Source organism: Paenibacillus sp. MDV22-iso6 (assembly GCF_058408365.1).
On the sequence record NZ_JBZVDZ010000001.1, the window covers coordinates 1,186,609 to 1,206,217 of the forward strand.

Annotated in this window: 14 protein-coding genes; all 14 read right to left on the bottom strand. The window is 46.2% G+C overall.

The features are described 5' to 3' along the window. Positions 1–30: 30 nt before the first annotated feature. A complete protein-coding gene (locus AC4PM4_RS05050) occupies positions 31–240 on the bottom strand; it encodes a hypothetical protein (protein WP_063563765.1) in 210 nt (69 codons plus the stop codon). 177 nt (positions 241–417) lie between these two features. After that, positions 418–1,200: an SDR family NAD(P)-dependent oxidoreductase gene (locus tag AC4PM4_RS05055; protein ID WP_090950511.1), complete on the bottom strand. Its 783-nt coding sequence runs from the start codon at positions 1,198–1,200 to the stop codon at positions 418–420. Between the two features lie 93 nt (positions 1,201–1,293). After that, positions 1,294–1,869, bottom strand: a complete 576-nt coding sequence (locus AC4PM4_RS05060) for a dihydrofolate reductase family protein (protein WP_064637762.1) — start codon at positions 1,867–1,869, stop codon at positions 1,294–1,296. 354 nt (positions 1,870–2,223) lie between these two features. Further along, a complete protein-coding gene (locus tag AC4PM4_RS05065; RefSeq protein WP_170867798.1) occupies positions 2,224–2,865 on the bottom strand; it encodes a hypothetical protein in 642 nt (213 codons plus the stop codon). A gap of 467 nt (positions 2,866–3,332) precedes the next feature. Further along, a complete protein-coding gene (locus AC4PM4_RS05070) occupies positions 3,333–4,607 on the bottom strand; it encodes a glycoside hydrolase family 125 protein (RefSeq protein WP_072733062.1) in 1,275 nt (424 codons plus the stop codon). Positions 4,608–4,765: 158 nt separating this feature from the next. Then, entirely contained in the window at positions 4,766–6,394 is a 1,629-nt protein-coding gene (locus tag AC4PM4_RS05075) for an alpha-amylase family protein (protein ID WP_491612899.1), read from the bottom strand. An 8-nt stretch (positions 6,395–6,402) separates the two neighbouring features. Beyond that, a complete protein-coding gene (locus tag AC4PM4_RS05080; RefSeq protein WP_063563760.1) occupies positions 6,403–7,230 on the bottom strand; it encodes a carbohydrate ABC transporter permease in 828 nt (275 codons plus the stop codon). Continuing rightward, the gene (locus AC4PM4_RS05085; RefSeq protein ID WP_063563759.1) at positions 7,230–8,117 is read right to left on the bottom strand and encodes a carbohydrate ABC transporter permease; all 888 of its coding nucleotides are present in this window, start codon (positions 8,115–8,117) and stop codon (positions 7,230–7,232) included. Before AC4PM4_RS05085 ends, AC4PM4_RS05080 begins: the two co-directional genes overlap by 1 nt. A 104-nt stretch (positions 8,118–8,221) precedes the next feature. Then, on the bottom strand, positions 8,222–9,514 hold the full coding sequence (locus tag AC4PM4_RS05090) for an ABC transporter substrate-binding protein (protein ID WP_491612900.1): 1,293 nt from the start codon (positions 9,512–9,514) through the stop codon (positions 8,222–8,224). Positions 9,515–9,637: 123 nt separating this feature from the next. Next, on the bottom strand, positions 9,638–11,146 hold the full coding sequence (locus AC4PM4_RS05095; protein WP_491612901.1) for a response regulator transcription factor: 1,509 nt from the start codon (positions 11,144–11,146) through the stop codon (positions 9,638–9,640). Next, entirely contained in the window at positions 11,127–12,899 is a 1,773-nt protein-coding gene (locus AC4PM4_RS05100; protein ID WP_072733064.1) for a cache domain-containing sensor histidine kinase, read from the bottom strand. The genes AC4PM4_RS05095 and AC4PM4_RS05100 overlap by 20 nt, the downstream gene beginning before the upstream one ends. A 246-nt stretch (positions 12,900–13,145) precedes the next feature. Continuing rightward, the gene (locus AC4PM4_RS05105; protein ID WP_491612902.1) at positions 13,146–15,266 is read right to left on the bottom strand and encodes a galactose-binding domain-containing protein; all 2,121 of its coding nucleotides are present in this window, start codon (positions 15,264–15,266) and stop codon (positions 13,146–13,148) included. A gap of 254 nt (positions 15,267–15,520) precedes the next feature. Further along, positions 15,521–18,574, bottom strand: coding sequence for a glycosyl hydrolase (locus tag AC4PM4_RS05110; RefSeq protein WP_491612903.1), 3,054 nt, complete (start codon positions 18,572–18,574; stop codon positions 15,521–15,523). Positions 18,575–18,591: 17 nt separating this feature from the next. Next, positions 18,592–19,593 (bottom strand): glycoside hydrolase family 130 protein, encoded by a 1,002-nt coding sequence (locus tag AC4PM4_RS05115; protein WP_491612904.1) that lies wholly within the window; start codon positions 19,591–19,593, stop codon positions 18,592–18,594. Positions 19,594–19,609: the final 16 nt, after the last annotated feature.

The window sequence follows — 19,609 nt, forward strand, 5'->3', positions numbered from 1 at the left end:
GTACCGGTTCCGGTCATTTATAACACCCCTTCACTCTTTCTTTTTTTTGAAGAAATCGAACTTGATTACATAATCAAAGAGAAAGGTGATTGCAACAGCTCCAAGTGGAATCATTGCATAGGCCCAAGGCGGATTATTCGGAGCTTCACCAGGGGGTGCGTCAATTAAAATCTCAAAAAGAACAACACAGTAAATTACGGCCAAAACAATACCTGTTACGTTCCTATCTTTTTTACGCATAGCTACTTTCACCTCCCTTACTTACGTTATTCTTCCCGTTAATCGACACCATGTTCTTATCGATTCCAGCATTCGGTACAAACTCTTATCCCTTGCCATTATTTTTCAGGAAAAAAAGCCCCAATTTGGGGCTTGTTATTGAGTCACACTATTAACATATACCCCTACATATCATTTTTATAATACAGAGGATGTACCACCATCTATGTTCACGGCAGTTCCTGTTACATAGGAGGCTGCACCCGACACAAGAAAAGCAATCACTTTTGCCGCCTCTTCTGTTTGACCTATTCTCTTGAGTGGGATACCGTGAATGGGGTTAGAAGCGAACTCCTCCCAACTCTGCTCTGGTGCTGAAGCCTTCCACATCCGCTCAATCTGATCGCTACGAATCAGACCGATGCACACGGCGTTAACACGAATATTGTCCTTGGCGAGGTCTTTGCTCATGGCCTTCGTTAGTGCAAGTCCTGCCGCCCGACTGACTGATGTTGGCAAAGATGATGCAGATGGTGTCTTCCCTACAGTCGCCGTCACATTAAGGATGGAACCGCCACCTCTTTGACGCATATGAGATACTGCTGCCTTAGAACTGTGGACTGCTCCTAACAATTTCAAATCCAGATCTGAATACCAGCTTTCGCTGCTAACCTCTTCAAACGGATTAGCCGCAGCCGTTCCAGCATTGTTGATCAAAATATCCAATCCACCGAAATGCTGCACAGTCTGCTCTACCACACCTCGTACCTCTGCTTCTACTGAAATATCTGCAGAGATGACCAGTGCATCTGTCCCTGTCGTTTGCTTAATACGTTTCGCCGCAGCTTGAAGCGCCTCTTCGTTGCGGGCAACGATTGCCACCTTTGCGCCTTCCGATGCTAGAACAACTGCTGTCTCTAGTCCAATTCCTTTGCTACCGCCTGTTATTAGTGCAATTTTATCCTTTAATCCTAAATCCATTTGTATTTCCTCCCTTATTGCCTCCACTAATTGAACTAGACTGGTTATATTCAACTATCATTCCCGTTAGCGTAATCATCTTAAGTGACAAGGTCATCTTACCGTCTGGTAAACGAGGCCTATCGCTCCAGAATCAAAGGTCTTGTTTTCGATTAGCTTAAGATTGATCTTCTCCTTGAGACCTTGGAATAACGGCAATCCTTTACCGATCAGGACAGGAGAAACCGTAATTTTATACTCATCAATTAAATCAAGCTGCATAAGATGGTGTGCGAACCTAGGACTACCGAGGATGACCATATCCTTGCCTGGCTGCTGTTTGAGACTATTGATCTCTTCCTCGACATTTTCTTTCACGAGTCTGGAATTATTCCATTCAACTTTCTCCAGCGTCGTGGAAAAAACGATTTTGGCTGTGTTTTCGATCCACTCGGCATGATTCCGTTCATGCTGCGAAGCTGATGGGTTTGAGGGTACAGATGGCCAGTAACTGTGCATCATCTGATAAGTCCCACGCCCCCAAATGACAGTGTCGGCAGTACTCAGAATTTCTTTCGCGTGTTTCTCCAAATCAGCATCGTAGGAAACCCAGCCAATGTCCATTTCACCATTCGGCCCTTCTACAAAACCGTCAAGCGATGCGTGCAGAAATAGAACGAGTTTTCTCATTTTCAGTTCTCCTTTGTTCAAGAGGGATATTTACATTTTACATTTTACATTTTACATTTTACATTTACTACATTTTACCATAATTTAAGTTGGGTTGTTTCTTATGGATTGCTAATCTCTAACCTGTCCGTTAACAAAAAAAGCAGCCGAATTTGGTATTACCCCCTTTTAGTCGATAAGGGATCAAAGACATCTTTAAGATGGACTTATCTTGCCTAACGAAGGGGATAACACCAATATTGCCACTTTCAAAGTTGATCAGTTTCATATCCATAGATATTTATTCCCGACCGTAAAGTAAATTACACCATCACTCTATTAATAACTACAACGCCTTTAGCTAGTGCAGTTCATTTATTGTGCTTGTTGTTCATCTGCATAATACCTTTCATATTCTTTAGTCAACGTGTATCGCTGTACACCTTTGCACGCATTCATCGCTTCCTTAGTGTGTTGGATAGCCAGTTCGCGCCGACCCAATTTGCGTTCTATTTCAGCAAGAATCGCAGATCGCATCCATTGTCTTCTAATCGATTTCAGATGCTCCCTTGCTTGCTCACTCTTCTCTTCCTCCGAAAACAAAAACGTCTCGTAATATGTACGATAATCTGATCTGCGCATCTGGAGTACCGCTTGCCGAACGGCAGTGATGTCCTTGCGATAAGCACCGTAAGCTGCCTGATATATTGCTTGCCTCGATTTTATCGTCGTCTGTTTTCTTAGTTTTTCCATCGTGATCTCGACTTCATCATCCAGTCTGTTGGCAGTCACATAAAAAATATAAATATAAGGCGTATGATGATTTTTACGTAAAAAAGCTTCCACACGGTCCATCCGGGTTTCCCATGCCATTGGGTACAAAACGTGAATCGTAAACGCAATAAGTGTGGCCACCAGCACCGTTCCTACGATAAGAAAAACAGATTGTTCCTTCCACAACATCACCAGCACAAATACAAATACAACGGAATAAAACGTAACATTCCACCTACTCATTCTCATCTATCATTCCCTTCAGCATCTAAATCATGAAGTTTCTATTATATCAAAATTAAAACTATATATTGTATAAATTCAGGAGACAAAGATTGATATCACCAGCAAAATAGAATTTCAACAGATATGGTGAAAACAAGTCTTCAACGTGCTTCCTGTACGCTGTGAGAACCATACGTATAGCTCGCTGTATGTAATGACAACAAAACAGGGCATCTTCAGTAGATGCCCTGTTTTGTTTCAAAAAATGGTCTTCCGTTCATCACACTTGTTAAACACCCAAATTTGTTTTGTATTCAGCATTTTGCAAATGTCCGAACTGCTGAAATATTCATCCCCGTCCCAGTTTCTAAATGAGCCACTGAAACAATACAGATTCCGCTTAAGGTCCGTATTAGGTTTAGGTTCTGGGTTGAGATTAGAGTTGAGATTGGAATTGAGATTAGAGCCTGATCGAATCTCGATTCTTATTCTCCTTCATCGACATATTTCATTATCAGCTCACTGCAAATGGAGTTGGCCCAGGCGAACCAAGGTCTGGTGAATTTCCCGGGATCATTGACATCAAAACCTTCATGCATAAACCCGGTATCGGCATCTGTTGTCTCCAGCAGAACCAGCAACTGTTCCAGCTCTTCAGGGTCCTCGGTAGTCAGCCCTTGCATCGCCAAGGCAATATGCCAGATGTAATTATGCGGGGTATGCGGACTGCCAATCCCCTTTGCTTTTTCACCAGCAAAATAATAGGGATTATCCTTACTCAGAATAAACCGTCGGGTGTTCAAGTACACCGGATCATCGGCCTTGCAATATCCAAGATAAGGAAGGGACAACAGGCTGGGCACATTCGCGTCGTCCATCAGATTGTAGTTGCCCATTCCGTCCGTCTCATAAGCATAGATTCGTCCATATACGGGATGCTCCGTGATCGCATACGTCTGAATGCCTTCTTCGATCTCATCCAGCAGCAGCTGGGACCGGCGGCCGATATCCTGATGTCGTAGTACATCTTTATTAATCTCCACAATATAGCGCAGAGCCACGGCAGCGAACATATTCGCCGGAACCAGATACCCGTAAGTGCAAGCATCATCGCTTGGACGGAAGCCGCTCCAGGTCATCCCGGTATAAGCTACAGGCGTGCCGCGCCCACCATAACTCAGCGTATCCGTCTCCGGGCAGTTCAATCGCTCAAACGTGTACGGAGATTGCTCGTGGCGCTGTTCTTTTGTCCACAGATCGAGGATATTCAAAACTGCTTCCTGAAAAACATCGTCGAAAATCTCAATATCGCCGGTTGCCTTCCAAAACAGATACGCCAGCTGTATCGGGTAACATAGGGAGTCGATCTCGTATTTGCGTTCCCACACCCAAGGATTATGTTCGGTAATATCGTCCTTGTGGCCGTGATTATTGCCTTCACGGTTGAACGCATTGGCATACGGGTCCAGATTAATGTAAAACATTTGCTTGCGGATTACCCCTTTGATCATATCAGCTAGCTCGGAGTCCTTCACGGCATCGCCAATATAGTGCCGCACCTGGGCAGAGGAATCTCTCAGCCACATTGCCGGTATATCTCCCGTAATTACAAAAGCCGTTCCGTCTTCAAGTTGCTGAAAGGTGGTCTCCAGCGTGTTGGGATAACAGTTCTGGAACAGCTGCGCCAGTTTGGGGCGGTGGGAAAGCTTGCTTGTTACACGTTCAATCGTCTCCTTGATAGCGGTGATGTCAGATTTCATTTCCATAATCCTCCGTTGTTAATTATTATTCTATCTATATTTGGGCTGAGCCAAAATCAGCGGTTCACGTTGTGAATAAAGACGCTACATATTCAAAAGGTTCTTATGCTCTATTCGCACTTTATATCAAACTCTGATTCTTAAATTCAGCCTCTATATCAGTTCCAGCTAAAATAGCCCGAGCAGGCTTCGATACTCCCCTTATCCATCCAGTCATAATCTGAAATTACCCCACCCGATTTCCAGCGGGAAGGTGCCATATTGGAGAGCCAGTCCAATGGCTCAGAGACTGCTGTAGCTATAGCTGCCCGTTCAAAGGCTTCGGTGACCGCCTTGCGCTGTTCACTGCCCATGGCTTTGGGATCGGCCGACACGAAGAGCGGGGTGCCGCTGCGCGACAGAACATCCAGCCACTGTCTGTTCATTTTCCAATCCACATTGTTTGTCAATCCCACACAATCAGCGTCAACGGCATAGAGCGTGTCATGCTGAGGCATTCGGAAGGCCAAGGTGTTGATCCCCATCCGGCGAGTGCGTTCCCATTGAAGACCACTGGTATCGTCGCCGGTACGCTGAATTTCAAAGATGCCTGCCGACAAGTGGGACAGTGTGTTGCAGCCGATAATGAGCGTATCTCCAGCATTACGTTTGATCGCCTTGTACAACGCAAGAATAATCTCTGCAGATGTTCTGGAACGGTCGGCGAAATGCCAGCCGTCATCGGTAATACCCATGCCAAAGCGGCTGCCCCAACGACCAAACAGATCATAGGTTGTAAAATCATGCTTCAGCAACTTGTAGCCCCAGCCTGTATAACGGGCTACATAGTCTGCGATGGACTCCAGCACCTCCGGAATGCTGGGATCCAGAATGTAGCCTTCCGGCTGTTCCGCTTTTGCTAATGGATTGTTTAGCAGCCAATCCTTGGGCGAATCCATCGTTGTCAACAGCGGGCGGAACCACATGCCAGGACGCACGCCCGTCTCTGTCATTTGCCTGGCCAGCTGTTCCATATCCGGGAACAGCTGCTCGTCCGGCAGCCATGGCTGATGGCGGCTCGCGGCAAATTTGCCCCAGTTTTTCTGCCAACCGTCGTCAATGACCATGTATGGACGATTGACAGAAGAAGTGGCCAGCGAGGACATCAGCTTGCTGTCTTCAAGAATCTGTCCATGGGAGCTGTGCCCATAGGCATAATACCAGTTGTTTCCCCCGTAGACGGGGAATTTCGGCAGCACCGGTTGCTCGCACATTACACGGCAGAACGCCTGCGTTGCCTCAAATGGTGTCTCTCCAAGCTCTCCCTTACGGCTGACCACTTCAGCCGCCTCGAGCTGGCGACCACTCAGTAGCACGCCCGTACCCCCGCATCGCACATCAAGGACCAGCGTCACCCAGTGGGCGTCGACGAACCAACAGCATAGCGAGGCAGGCCCGGTCTTCACGCCGTAACCATGCGTGATGCCGTCTTGGAGGGCCATGAAATACCAGGGCATCTCCCGGTCTGGCATAATAGCCGCCCATTGCAGATCACCATAAGATCTCTCCCAGTGGTCGCCGAGCAATCTAACATGCTCGCCGATCTCCCGGTTCCATCTCAGCGCAATCCGGCTAACCGGAGTCTGATCGGCAGATAGACTCACGCCTAGGCTTCCGGTCTGCTTACGTACCTCTACCCGGATATCCTTATCCGTATATACGCCGCTTTGTGACTCCATGCGGCTCCAGCTTTTGTCCTCCTGGACCAATACGATTTCGGGAAGTTCAATAAGATCAAGATAAGCCATACCATTCCTCACCCTTTCACAGCACCCGATGAGATGCCTTTAATAAATTGTTTCTGGAAAATCAGAAATAACACAATCATAGGTGCCGCCGACATTAAACAACCCGCCGCCACCCAGTTCATCTGCGATTGGTACTGCCCAACGAATCTGGACAAAGCCACCGTAAGATTCTGCACATCCTTGTTCTGCAAAATATAGAGCGACATGCCGTACTCGTTCCAGATACCCACCCCTTGTAGAATTACCACTGACGCCGTAATCGGCTTCAGCAGCGGCAGAATCAGCTTGAAGAAAATACCGATTCGGCTCGCACCGTCAATATAACCGGCTTCATCCAGTTCTTTAGGGATCGAACTGATAAAGCCCGTATAAAGAAAGATGGACATCGGCAGTGAGAAGGCCGTCTGAACCAGAATCGCTCCCCACAGCGTGTTCAGCGCATGCATTTTGATCAAAATCATATACAGTGGCACAATCAGCGTCAACGAAGGAATGATCATACAAGCGATAAAGGTGGTATAGATCGCTTTATTCAGTTTAGACTTGTTTCTTGACAGCGGGTATGAGGCCATAGAAGAGACCAAAATAACAAGTAGTAACGTAAAGACCGTAATAATAATATTGTTCATGAAAGCTGTGCCGAGACCCGCGCTTTTCCAAGCATCCACAAAGTTCGCAAATACAAACTCTTTCGGAATGCTGATCGTTGACTTGTAGTCGGTTACATCCTTCAGTGAGATGTTGATCATCATATAGAAAGGGATCAGCGGAATCAGGCATATAATTAGACTGACAACGGCAATGAAGATTTTCTTGACGGTATTATTCCGCTTCATCAATATTCGACCTCCCGTTTCCGCAGATTACCCAGCACAAGCAGACCGACGACACCGATAATGACGAACATAAAGTTTCCGACCGTTGTGGCATAGCCTGCATCCTGCTGCCCCGAGTAGACGGAGTACATGAACGTGGACAGGGACGAGGTTGTATATCCAGGTCCGCCATTCGTCAAAGCCATGATAATATCGAACAACTTGAGACCGCCGATAAGATTGTACACGACATTAATGGTGATGGCTGGCATAAGCAGCGGCAAGGTAATCGATCTGAACTTGGCAAAAGCAGAGGCACCATCCAGATCGGCCGCTTCATAGTAATCGGAAGATATCGACTGGAGTCCAGTCAGATAGATAATCATCGCCGGTCCAATGAACTGGAACGTATTCACAATAATGATGCTGGTTACAGAGCTGCTCCATTGATTAAGCCAGTTCTTCGGCTCTATGCCGAACCAGGAAATCACTTCATTCATCGTTCCGCCGTTATATTGGAAGAAATAGTACAAGATGTACCCCATAATGAGCGGTGAGACAATAACGGGCAAATACACGATCGTGCGGACAACGCCCCGCAGACGGAATTTCATATCCACAAACAGTGCATACAGCAGCCCGAATAAGTTCTGGAAGACGGTACTCAGAATTCCATATAAAAAGGTATTGAAAATGACAAGCCCCATATCTTTATCCGCAAACAGGCGGGCGTAATTTTTCCACCCAATAAAATTCCGTGCTTCAGAGTAACCGTTCCAGTCAGTAAATGAGATCATAATGCCCTGAATGAACGGGTAGGCAATAAAAACAAAGAAAAAGATCAGTGCAGGAATGTACATTACGTTGATGCTTGACTGGGAATGTCTTATCTTTTTGAAGGTGTTCATTCGGCTTAACTCCTCCTATCTGTATTGCTTATCTTTGACCTGAAATGAAGATACCTTCATCAGTCCCAAAAGGGAACTTATGAAGGTACGTTATCCATCAAACCTTATTTATTGAGCAGCCGCGTATAGCTATCGTTCATGTCCTTGGCAAATTGATCCACGGAGTACGACCCGGTGAACAGCATTTGACCGTATTTGGAGATTGCATCCCACATTCCACTTGGCAGAAAGGCCCGGTCAAAGTAAGGCACAATTCTCGCATCCTTGGAAGCTTCGTAATAAGGCGTCATCTCACCTAAGTCCACATTGACATCGGTAAAGGCCGAGCGGATATTCGCTTCTTCACAGAGCTGCTTGTTGATCTCTGGCTTGGCAAAATACGCGATGTATTTCTTGGCTGCTTCCATGTGCTTCGTGTTCTTCGAGATCCCCCAGGCATCAGTCTCTCCACCAACCAATACAGGTTCATCCTTATCGGAGAAGGTCGGGATCGGGAAGAAGCCGATTTTCACATTTGGATTGTATTTCACTGCGGAATCTTTAATTCCAAATCCGGTGATGGCAATAAGCGCCTCATTGTTGGCAATGGCTTTGGCGGTATCGTCATTCTTGGCCGTTAGAATGTCCACGTTGACATAGCCCTTGTCTTTCATAGTCTGGAACAGCTCGCCAAGCGGCTTATAGTGATTCCAATCGAACGTGCCGTTCTTCAATTCTTCGCCGTAGTTATTGTTGCTGTCTGTCGTAAGCAGTGTGCTGGAGAAAAAATCTACAGCCTGGCCGATCGGCCAGCCGTCGCCACCGCCAATATGGATCGGAACTACTTTACCACCACTCTCGGTTTTAACCTTCTCACACAATGCCAGCAGCTCATCTACCGTCTTCGGCACTTGAAGATTGTATTTCTCAAACAGATCCACATTGTAAGCGATTGCAGAAGTGTCAGAATCAATCGTCATAGACAGCACCCGGCCATCCGCATCCGTTACCTGCTCTTTCAGGGAAGGAATTAAGCGGGGTACCCATTCCTCATTCGAGAGATCGGCCAGTTGGTCGCTGTACTTGCCAATGGCCCAGCCATGTGTGGACCAGATATCCGGCATCTCATCCGATGACATCTTGATCTTCAGGATGTTCTCATATTCCTTACCCGGGGCATTGAAATCAATTTTGATGCCCGGATTCTCGGCTTCGAATTGTCTCGATACTTTCTCCAGAGCGGCTGCACCTTCACCACTACGCTGGGTCCATACGGATAAAGTAATGGTATCTTCCTTACTGGAGCCTCCAGATTCCTTGCTGGAGTTGGAGCTGGAACAGCCGGTAAACAGTGCGGCAGCCATCGTCAGCATCATTGAAACCGCTAACATTCTTTTCAATCTTTTTCCTTTTGCCATCTGTCTGATTTCCCCTTCTGCATTTGTATTTGTAAGGCTTAATTCAATTCTAGGGCAGCCGCAACTGAATGTGCAGATAGCCAATCTACACTCCAGGTGCAAATTTCTATAATATCGGAGGGCTCACTTCGCTCGAAGCTCCGCCCTAAACTCCGAAGGGTAACTTCCACTATGCTCTTTGAACAGCTTGGCAAAATGTTTGGGACTGTTAAAGCCCACTGCTGCCGCTACCTCCTGCACCTGAAGGTCATGTCCAGCCAGCAGTTCTTTGGCCTTAGCAATACGCAGGTGGGTCACATATTTGACGAAGGTGCTGCCTGTTTTTTTATGAAAAAGTGAGCTGAGATAATTGGGCGTGATACTGAAAATCTCTGCTACCCCCGCCACGCCTATATCTTCGGCATAATTCCGCTCAATGTATTCGACGACACGATCAATCATATCCGTACTGCCTTCGGTATCACGGAGCAGTTCCTTCTCTCCACGTTCGAGCAGTTGTCTCCAAGATGCAGCATCAGGTAGCGACTTTTCACGGGGGTCTGTGCCTGTAGACAACGCATTGTTGAGAAAAGATCCGGCGTGATTTCTGGCCTGAATCGGTAGGCTGTCGTACCCTTTATCCAAGAAGCTCCCGATCCCTCGGCTAAGCATGACATACCGGTAGTAATCCTTTTTCCGGTAAGTGTCAGCAAGCTCTACCAAAGCTCTGGACCATTCCCTCGCTTCCTTGGATAGCGTGCCCACCAGCCCGGATAGCTCCTTCCAGCGGATTAGATCATTGCGGGCCAGCAAAGCCTTTATCTGCAAAGCAGCTTCAATAATAGCAATATGGGCCTCCAGTTCATGCAATCCGGCGCAAGGTTCGCCTGCCAAGGCATAGAATCCCAGACTACCACCACTCAAGCGTCCTAGCACCTTATTGATTTTGCCATAAGCGCTCTGCATCACCCACTGCTCCGTATGTTCATCTTCCCGGTCCCAGCCAAGCATGATTCCCACCGTACCTCCGGGTACAACGACCAGCGCAGCGCGCAGGCTCCGATTATTCAATTGCTGGACTGCGTTCTCCATCTCCGTATACCAGCCGGTAAGTTCCTCGGAATGTTGCCCCTTCTCCAGATACCTGTCCAGTGCAAAAAGGATAGGCACATAGCTCAGTTGCTTCAGCTCATGTCCCTCCGGCAGCGTTCTGAAGCTCAGCGTGCGGTTAAATACAGCCGTCAAATTCTGCTTGAACGTGCTGCAGCGAACCTCGGTCTGTGCCAGCATTCGCTTCCTAATATCAGCCGTAATCAGCTCCAGTTGCTCCGGGGAGACGGGCTTGAGCAAATAATCTACCGCGCCAAGCTGTAGCGCTTTTCTGGCATATTCAAAATCAGCATAACCGCTGATCACAATCCATTGCGTCTCCGGAGACAGACCATAGGCCTGTTGAAATGCTTCAAGACCGCTCATCCGCGGCATCTTGATATCCAGGAACACCACATTCGGCTGAATCTCCCGAATCTTGTCCAGTACCTGGTGACCATTCTCCACCTCAATAATGGAGTACTCCTCCGTCAAAATTTCTTCCAGCATTTTTACCAGCCCGATCCGAACGTAGTACTCATCATCAGCTATGACGATCTTCATCGTTATCATCCTCCAGTGGAATGGTTATTGTAATTCGGGTGCCCACGTTCACCCTGCTCTGAATATTTAAATCGGCTTTCTTATAGGCATATTGAAGTCTGTTCTTCACATTGGTCAATCCCACACCCATCCATTTTGAACCTTCGGTCTGCTCCAGACCGGTGCCAGAATCCTCGATGACAATGACCACACAGCGCTGGAAATGCACAGTTTCTATACTCCCCAAGACCGTCAGTTGACCCGTTTCGCCAAGCGGCTCAATACCGTGCACAATCGCATTCTCCACCAATGGCTGAATCAGCAGTTTCGGGATTTTCATTGGTTCCGCTTCTGGGTCCAGTTGGATGGTGTATTCCAGCCGATTCTGGAATCTGAGCTTCTGTAGATAGCAGTATTGATTCAGCATCTGGAATTCTTCGTTCAGGGTTGTCCAATCGGCCTGCTCTGTCATATAACGCATCATACCAGTCAGTGACAGGATTGCTTGCTCCAGCACCTTGCTGTCGCCCAGACGGTTGATGCCAATCATTGTATTGAGCGTGTTGTATAGAAAATGAGGTTCAATCTGGGATTGCAGCGCCTTATACTCTGCGGATTGCTTGCTCAGAACTGCCCTATATTCACGATTCAACAGGTTGTTCACTTCGCTGAGCATCAAGTTGAAGGAGCTGCCAAGGATGGCGATCTCATCTCTTCCCCTCACTGGGACACGTACATTGAAATTGCCGGTCTCTACCTTGGCCATCACATTCACCATTTTTCGCAGGGGCTTCATCATACGTTGTGACAGAAGCGCCACCAGAAGTACAGAGAAAATCGAGACTAGAACATACACCCCTGTAACTGTGGCCTGCATAACATTAATTCTGTTGATATATTCCGTCTCAGAGACCATAGCCACCATGTTCCAATCCGTCTTCTCAATATGCTGGGTTGTTACACTGTACACCTCGCCGTGATCATCAATTTTGGAGGAATTGCTTTTGTTGCGGAGTTCTTTTAGCATCGTGTCCGATAACGGCTTGTTGGAATAGATCACATTGCCTTGCTCGTCGATAACGGACATAATCGAAGACACATTCAGTTTGATTTTATCCAGTATGACAGACAGCACCCGAGTATCCGCATCCGCCTTAACAACGGCGATTGGCTGTCTTGTATCCAGATCCTTGACCAACTTCACTATAGAAAAAACTTTATCTGCGGCCGGATCTGTCAGATAGTCCTGCTTATGCGAGCTGATGAATACCGTCTTGCCTTCGGCTGCTAACGCTTGTTTGTACCAGGTCTGTTCCGTAAAGGGATAGTCGCTGACCAGCCCACTATTGTTGGTGTACACGGCGAACACGGTCTTTGGAATGAAGCACACTAGCGTCCCTGTTATATCCTTACGCAAATTCTGTGTGTAATTGGGCAGGGTCGTGTTCATCGTTCTTGTGGCTTGCAGCTGCTCTAAGAGAGATACCGTCTTTCCGCTGTCAATCTTCCGAAAAGTGTTAAAAGCATCCATAATGGAATCATTCAGATAAGGCACCACGACGAGTCGCTCCAGATCCTCGATGTACGTGTTCAGGTTAATGAGCGCAGATGAAATCGTAGCCTGCGTGGCGAAATTTATATCATGGGTCATATTCTTGTTATAATAAGAGGGTACGAATAACACGAAGGCTAATGCTGGTATAAGTAGTCCAATTAGCGAGATACCGATCATTTTGAAGCGGACACCGAGGCGGGGTTTCAGGGTTGGTCTCATCGTTGCACCCTCTCCGGCTGGTGATTACTCAGTTGCAGATTTATCCAATTAGTCCTCATCTTGTTTTTCCTCCTTCATCCAGCTTGCCCACCAGGGACAGGGCTCTATTCCAGCATTATAGCAAAATAGTCATGATACTTAGGTCAGAATCTACTTCAGAAGAAACTAAACAACCGTCCCCCGGTAGACTCCGGGAGACGGCCAAAGCGTAGTAATGACATTCTAGTCCTATCCTACTCGAAGGAGTTATTGCGTCGGTCCGTATACCTCAAATTCCCAAATTGAATACCCATAGATCGTAGCTCGGACAGTCCCGTACATACGAACATAACGTGCTTCCACTTCGTTAAAAGTAATCCTCTCTAAACCACCTTTGCCGTTAGTGGTGCTATAAACGTCGCTCCAATTTGCCTCCTGGTTTGGAGCATCGGCTACCTGTATGCGATAACTTTTACCGTACGCGGCTTCCCAGTACAACCTGACTTCATTGATCTTTTTAGTTTCTCCGAGATCCACATAAATCCAGCCTGGGTCCACCCCGCGCTTTGAACCAAAGCGGGTTGTTAAGTTTCCATCGGTCACATACGGTGCGGTGTTCTCAATTCCATCATTGGATGAAGCTACCGCTGGGCGATGGAGCGCCAAATTAATTAAGGGAAGCGGCTCAGTATTCTGAACCGGCTTAATCGTAACTCCGCTGTAATGCTCTTTATTTAGGAAATTCATCTCTTGTAGCGTACGAGCAGGAGTGTTGCTACCAGGCATGTAGACGTTCTCAAACGTCAGATCAGTAATCATGGCTCCTTCCAATCCTTTAATCTTGGCAAAGCTTTCCCCTGCGTCACGGACCTTAATATCTTTTACTGTGACTCCTCGAATGGGTCCCACTCCATGGTTGCCACCATTAACCGTGAACAGGGTCATCCAGGCACTATTGTCTTCGTTACTTCCACTGATGTCCTCGACATCCATTGATTCAAACCTCACATCACTAACGATTCCGGTCCCATATTTATGATGAATAGCGAAGCCCACTGCGGCTTTGTAAACGACTCCGTTTCTGAATACAATATTAGATTGATCTTGCATAACTCCTTGACCAATCTTATAACCATAACATAACGTCCACGCTATCGTATCCTTGAATAACACGTTTTGAACCGGTTCTGGATTCCCCGGCCAAGGTACTTTACCTGAAGCGATGTCTGTGTCCGCTTTCCAGGCTTTCGTAGAAAATGGATCATCCAAGGAAATACCGATCGCATTTTGTACAACTACATCCTGGGATTCGCAAATATCAATGCCGTCATTCTCGCCCATTCCCAGACTATTGAACAATTTCAAATTTGTGAAGGTCAGATCGTTAGAGCGCACCGTAACAACGGCCCAGCCAGATGATTCCCGTATAAGGATACCATCCATGACAAAATTGGAAGTGGCAATGGGAACAACCAGATTATTGATCATTCCTTTACCATTGCTAGTCTTATCATCGTGCAAGGCTTGCCCGTTGCCATCAATCGTACCCCGTCCATATATCCGAATATTTTCGGATTGAAATGCAGTTGAGATCCACCAGGTAGCCGGCCTTCCCATGGAATCCTTAAACCAGTGCTCCGTATAATCAACTGTCTTTCCTGTACCGATGAACGTTGCTCCAGGCTCCATATAGACAGCAGTATTACTTTTTAATACCAGATTACCAATATAATAAGTTCCGGCCGGTACATAGACAATGCCCTGTTTACCGCCTCCTTGAAGGGTTCCGTATTGGCTGGCATCATTAATTGCTTGCTGAATGGAAGCCGTTCTCGTGCTTACTCCGGTTGCTGGTGTGCCTGAGGACACCACATGATATGGAGCGGATGTAACATTAAAAATGCCTTCTCCGTTTGAGGCGGGAACATCCTTCTCCATCGGATCTGCAGTGATAACCATGCGTGTTTGGCGATTATTCATTGTCACGATCAGGTATTCGTCAGATTGTGTTGTGAAGGTTATCGTCCTTCCCTCTATCTTTTCAGCTTGTATACCGAGCTTCTTTGGACTTATAGAATATTCATGTACTTTATCGGTATTTAAAATCGTTAACTCATACGTAACAGGCCCTTCCGACATGGAAAAATGAGCATAGTCGTAATCACTAAATCCTTTGACAACCGGCACAACGACCCCGTTTGCTTTTAGCATATAATTAGCCGAGTTAGTATAGCGCACTGATGGTTGATAAGTGTGAATCGTTGCTGGTGCCAAGTGAGTTTCTTCCGCATTTTCTACTCCAGATTGGGCGTTCGAGGTAAGTGTAAAAATGGTAGCAACTAGCATCACCCCCAGAGTAGAGCATAAAAATTTTCTAAACATTGTCATCACATTTGCCTCCTTTAATTTTTTGAAAGCCCTTTCAAATTAAGTTGGACTGAAATTGCAGTCCCGCCGGCATGCAATTTCTCCCAGCACAACCATTATAAACTGCATCTATAAATCGAATAATGAGGGTAACTCCACAAAAAGGGCAGATTTCACACATTAATTATGTGAGCATCTGCCCTGAAAGGGAATCATTGATTAACACCATATGTCCTTTTATAAAGATCAAACTGACCACGTATCTTCTTGCTCTTTCAAGTCATCATAACTATCCGTGGTAATGTACTTAGTCCAAAGCGAACAAAAGCATAATGAGATTGATACAAATTGATATCTGGGTCTAGGTCTCTATCCGTCCAACCGACTCTATTTTTAAAACTGTCTGGGCCAACCTTCATTGGTTCACCTTTCACATGATGATGAGGTCCAAGCAAGTTTCTACAACTGCTGGTCAGCTCCAGCTCAATCAGATTCTCTCCTTGTTGGAGATATTCTGAAATATCTGCTTCATAGGGTTCCCATAAAAAGGTACGAACTTCTTGTCCGTTAATTGATAATCTTGTGACAATCGCATTCGGATGTGAGCCGAATTGCCATACCCGTGAAACACTGTCTTCAAAATGTATTGCAACCTTCTGCAAGAGTTGAATACTGCCTGCAAAGAACGGTAATCCCTGACAACCTAGATCAGTTATCAAGGAATATTGATGAGGGAGTTCTTCAAGTATAAATGGACCATCTGTATATATAACACCATGCTCGCCATTTTTATAAGGAGATTCCGATTTCACTGCAAAATGTCCAACTAGATACACGCTTTCAAGTTCCGTATCGAATTTCAGCTTATTTCCCTCAGACTCAAAACTTTGAGCACGTTCAATAGCTGCATACGTTTCAGCAGAATTCCAAAAATCCAATGTTAACCTGATGGTATTTCGACCATGCTGAAGGAACCCACTTAGATCAATTTTCTTGAAGGATACATCTCTCCACCAATCACAGCTATGAGATGCTATCTTACTGTCATTAATAAGAATTTGCGCTTTCTCTGGATTTTCCATCACCAGATGCATTTCCCGCACGAGCGCAGGATCAAAGGCGATCTGAAATTCGAATTCCAATTCGACTTGAACAGGATATCCTATCTGAAGCAGTTCTTCTTGAATAAAAATAATAGGCTTAGGTTCCGACCAATCACCATTCTCCAGCCTGTACCTGCAAGTGTCCATCGTCAAGCTATTGTGATCGATATGGTCAATTTCCCATAACTCACTTAGTTCCTGAATGAACCTAGCTGAATTGTCTGTTTGGAGTAGAGTTACCTCATCCGTTTCCAGTTGACCTTTCGTCGGAACTAGTTTGATAACATAGGATTGGGTAGGATACAGAGTCATGTTCAATTTGACGCCGTTACCTACCCTGGTATAGTTAAGTGGCCTGATATCACCACTCTCCAAATCAATTAGGGACACTATACCCCTTCGAGGGAGAGTCACCTCTACATCTGGATAACACTTTTCTCCGGAATTCACCAGGTAATAGAGATAGGAATTTTCTAACTTAAGCGTCTGGATATTGACCATGTCCGATACGATAGGTAGTCCTTCCCTGTCAACGATAGCGATCGATGGAGAAACGGTTCTGGAAACAGATTCTACCAAGGCGTTGCGATTCCAATCGGGTTTTACTGCACCATTCACTAAACGACGGATTTCTTCACCCGGTTGTCCATTGATGAGGAACGGAACGGGTTCCAATACAACTAAGCTTCCTCCATGAAATACAAACTGATGGAGCAATTTCACCGTCATCTCGCTTAAGGTCACACTCGGTGGAACGACAACAACTCGGTAACCTATCTCTCCTACAACAAAAAGATTCCCCTCTACTCTGCCATGACGTTCAATAATTCCCTCGCTTCCATAATCATGCTCGATAAACGATTGGCACAACCAGCGAGAAAGCTGTGCAAATGATTCATGATATTGCTCAACCTGTGATGAGTTAGAACCCTCCAATTCCACCCAAGCTGTTCGAATGGGATGAAGCAGTAATACCTCAGCTTGCCGTACTCCTTCAACAAGGAGCATGGACAAACGGGCAAAGTAATCATTAAAGTGATAATAGTACCTCCACCAAGGCTGCTGATAAAACAAAGATGGTGGATAATCCCGTTTACGAAGTCCCCTCAGCGTATAAGCTTGCAAGTGTTGACACATTAGATTCATTCCATGAACAAATTGCCATTCCCCGATCCGCTTTAAATCCTGAAAGCTGACATTCCAACCGGAACAGCCGTAACTCTCCGTGATGGCTTGCTTTTTGCCCAACTGGCGAACAACGGAGCTAACTTGCTTAGGAACAACCGGCTCTTCACTCACAGAACGTCCAAGCCAGTCACAACCGGGGATTTGCAAATATTCATAGAAGAGCAGTGGATCGCCCACTGAAGTCGCTTGACTCATAAGGGTTTGCTCGTCTACAACATGACCCGTAGCTAACCATCCCCTTTGCGCGCACCACTCTCCAATTTGCTTGGCGTAGGACTCAGTAAACAAGGTGGTGACACATGACCAATAATCATACCTGACCCTGCGGCAGTCCTTCGTTTCCAAGAACAGAGCTGGAAGTACCTTACGTAGCGAATACCCGTGCTGGTTCTGAAAGGCATCTTCGAGTTCTAACGACCACGGAAGATCTCCGCGTCCAAACTGCGGTTCATCCGTGAATATTCCTTTCAACACAGAGCCGAATTGTTCACCGAACTCCGCCCAGTAAGCATTATAGGTGGAATCAATGAACGCAGCTACAGCCTTTTTGCTTAACGTGTCGATATAATAAGGATTCAACTCGTAATATACTCGAAAGTCAGGTTTGCGTGTGTCGCCAGTAGTAAGCAGATGCAATTCTTCCTCAGACTGGACATAGGAGGCAATTGTCACTCTATTCCCCCGATTAAAAGGAGCCCATTCATAAGCTAACCGCTTCTGTTGATAAGCCACTCCAAGTGCAGGCACCTTTCCGTCAGCAAAACCACTAGGCCAGCCATTTTCATCATAGAGCCATGTTTCCATCCCAAGTTCCTGACTTTTCTTGATGCAGATCTGTATAGCCTCCATCCACTCTTTGCCCATGTAAGGAACAGTAAGGCCTCCCCTGGCATGTATAAAAAAACCACCGATTCCCGCACTATGCATTTCTTCGATCTGCCGTACGAGTTCATTGTGATCTAGATCGTCATTCCAGGACCAAAATGGCACCGTACGATAATCAGCAGGAGGATGTTGTAGGAGATCCCATATGGTCATTGTCTTATTCCCTCCTGTTAACCCTTCAGACATAACTGGATCAAATCATCAATATGGGCTGTTGCGAGACATTCAATCGTGTCTGCTGCACCATAATAAATCTTAACCTCACCATCATCTTCGAGTACCATTCCGCCTGGGAAGATGACATTGTTACGGAATCCTCCTTCAATCTCATAGCTAGCTTCTGGAGTCAGCAGCGGATTCTGATACATGCCGATTATTTTTTTGGGATTCTCCAAATCAAGCAACATTAAGCCTGCTGTATACCGTTTCTGCCACGACGTTTCCCATCCGTTCTTGCCTCTTGTAGGGTCAATATCAACGGCATGAAATGTAGTAAGCCATCCCTGCTCTGTCTTGATGGGGGGAGCTGCAGGACCGATCTTATCATTGGCAAACGGTACATCTTCAACAGCAAGCAGCAAGTCAGAATTTCCCCAGTACCTCAAGTCTGGAGATTCAGAAATCCACATGTCGAATCGGTCGATTCCCCCGCGACTGTAGACTGTAAAAGGCCGTTCAAGCCGCATAAATTTCCCGCCAATTTTCTCCGGAAATAGTACCATATTTCGCAAATCCGGTGTCGACAAGCTCAAAATCTCAAACTCTTCAAAATCGTCGGTAACGGCCACACCACCGCGGATGCCATGCTGTGTGTCTACGGCAAAACACATATAGCAGCGTCCGTCAATTACGGTAAGCCTTGGGTCATAGGCACGGATAATTTCTTGGTCATGTAGCTTAAAACACGGCTTCGGTTGCACCTCCCAATGAATTCCGTCATCGCTGAAGGCAACACCAAGATCTGTTGTATGATGAGCCTCAATCGTCTGCTGCTCCAAAGACCCATAGTCGTTTCGAAAAACCATCACATATTTTCCATTGAATTTCGTTACGCCTGCATTGAATACAAGTGCAGTGGGATATGGGACGCGAGAAGCATCTAGAATCGGGTTATTCAGATAACGTTTAATTACAGAACTTGATGTCAGTTTTCCAATATAAGGTGAATTCATTTCCATTCCTCCTGAT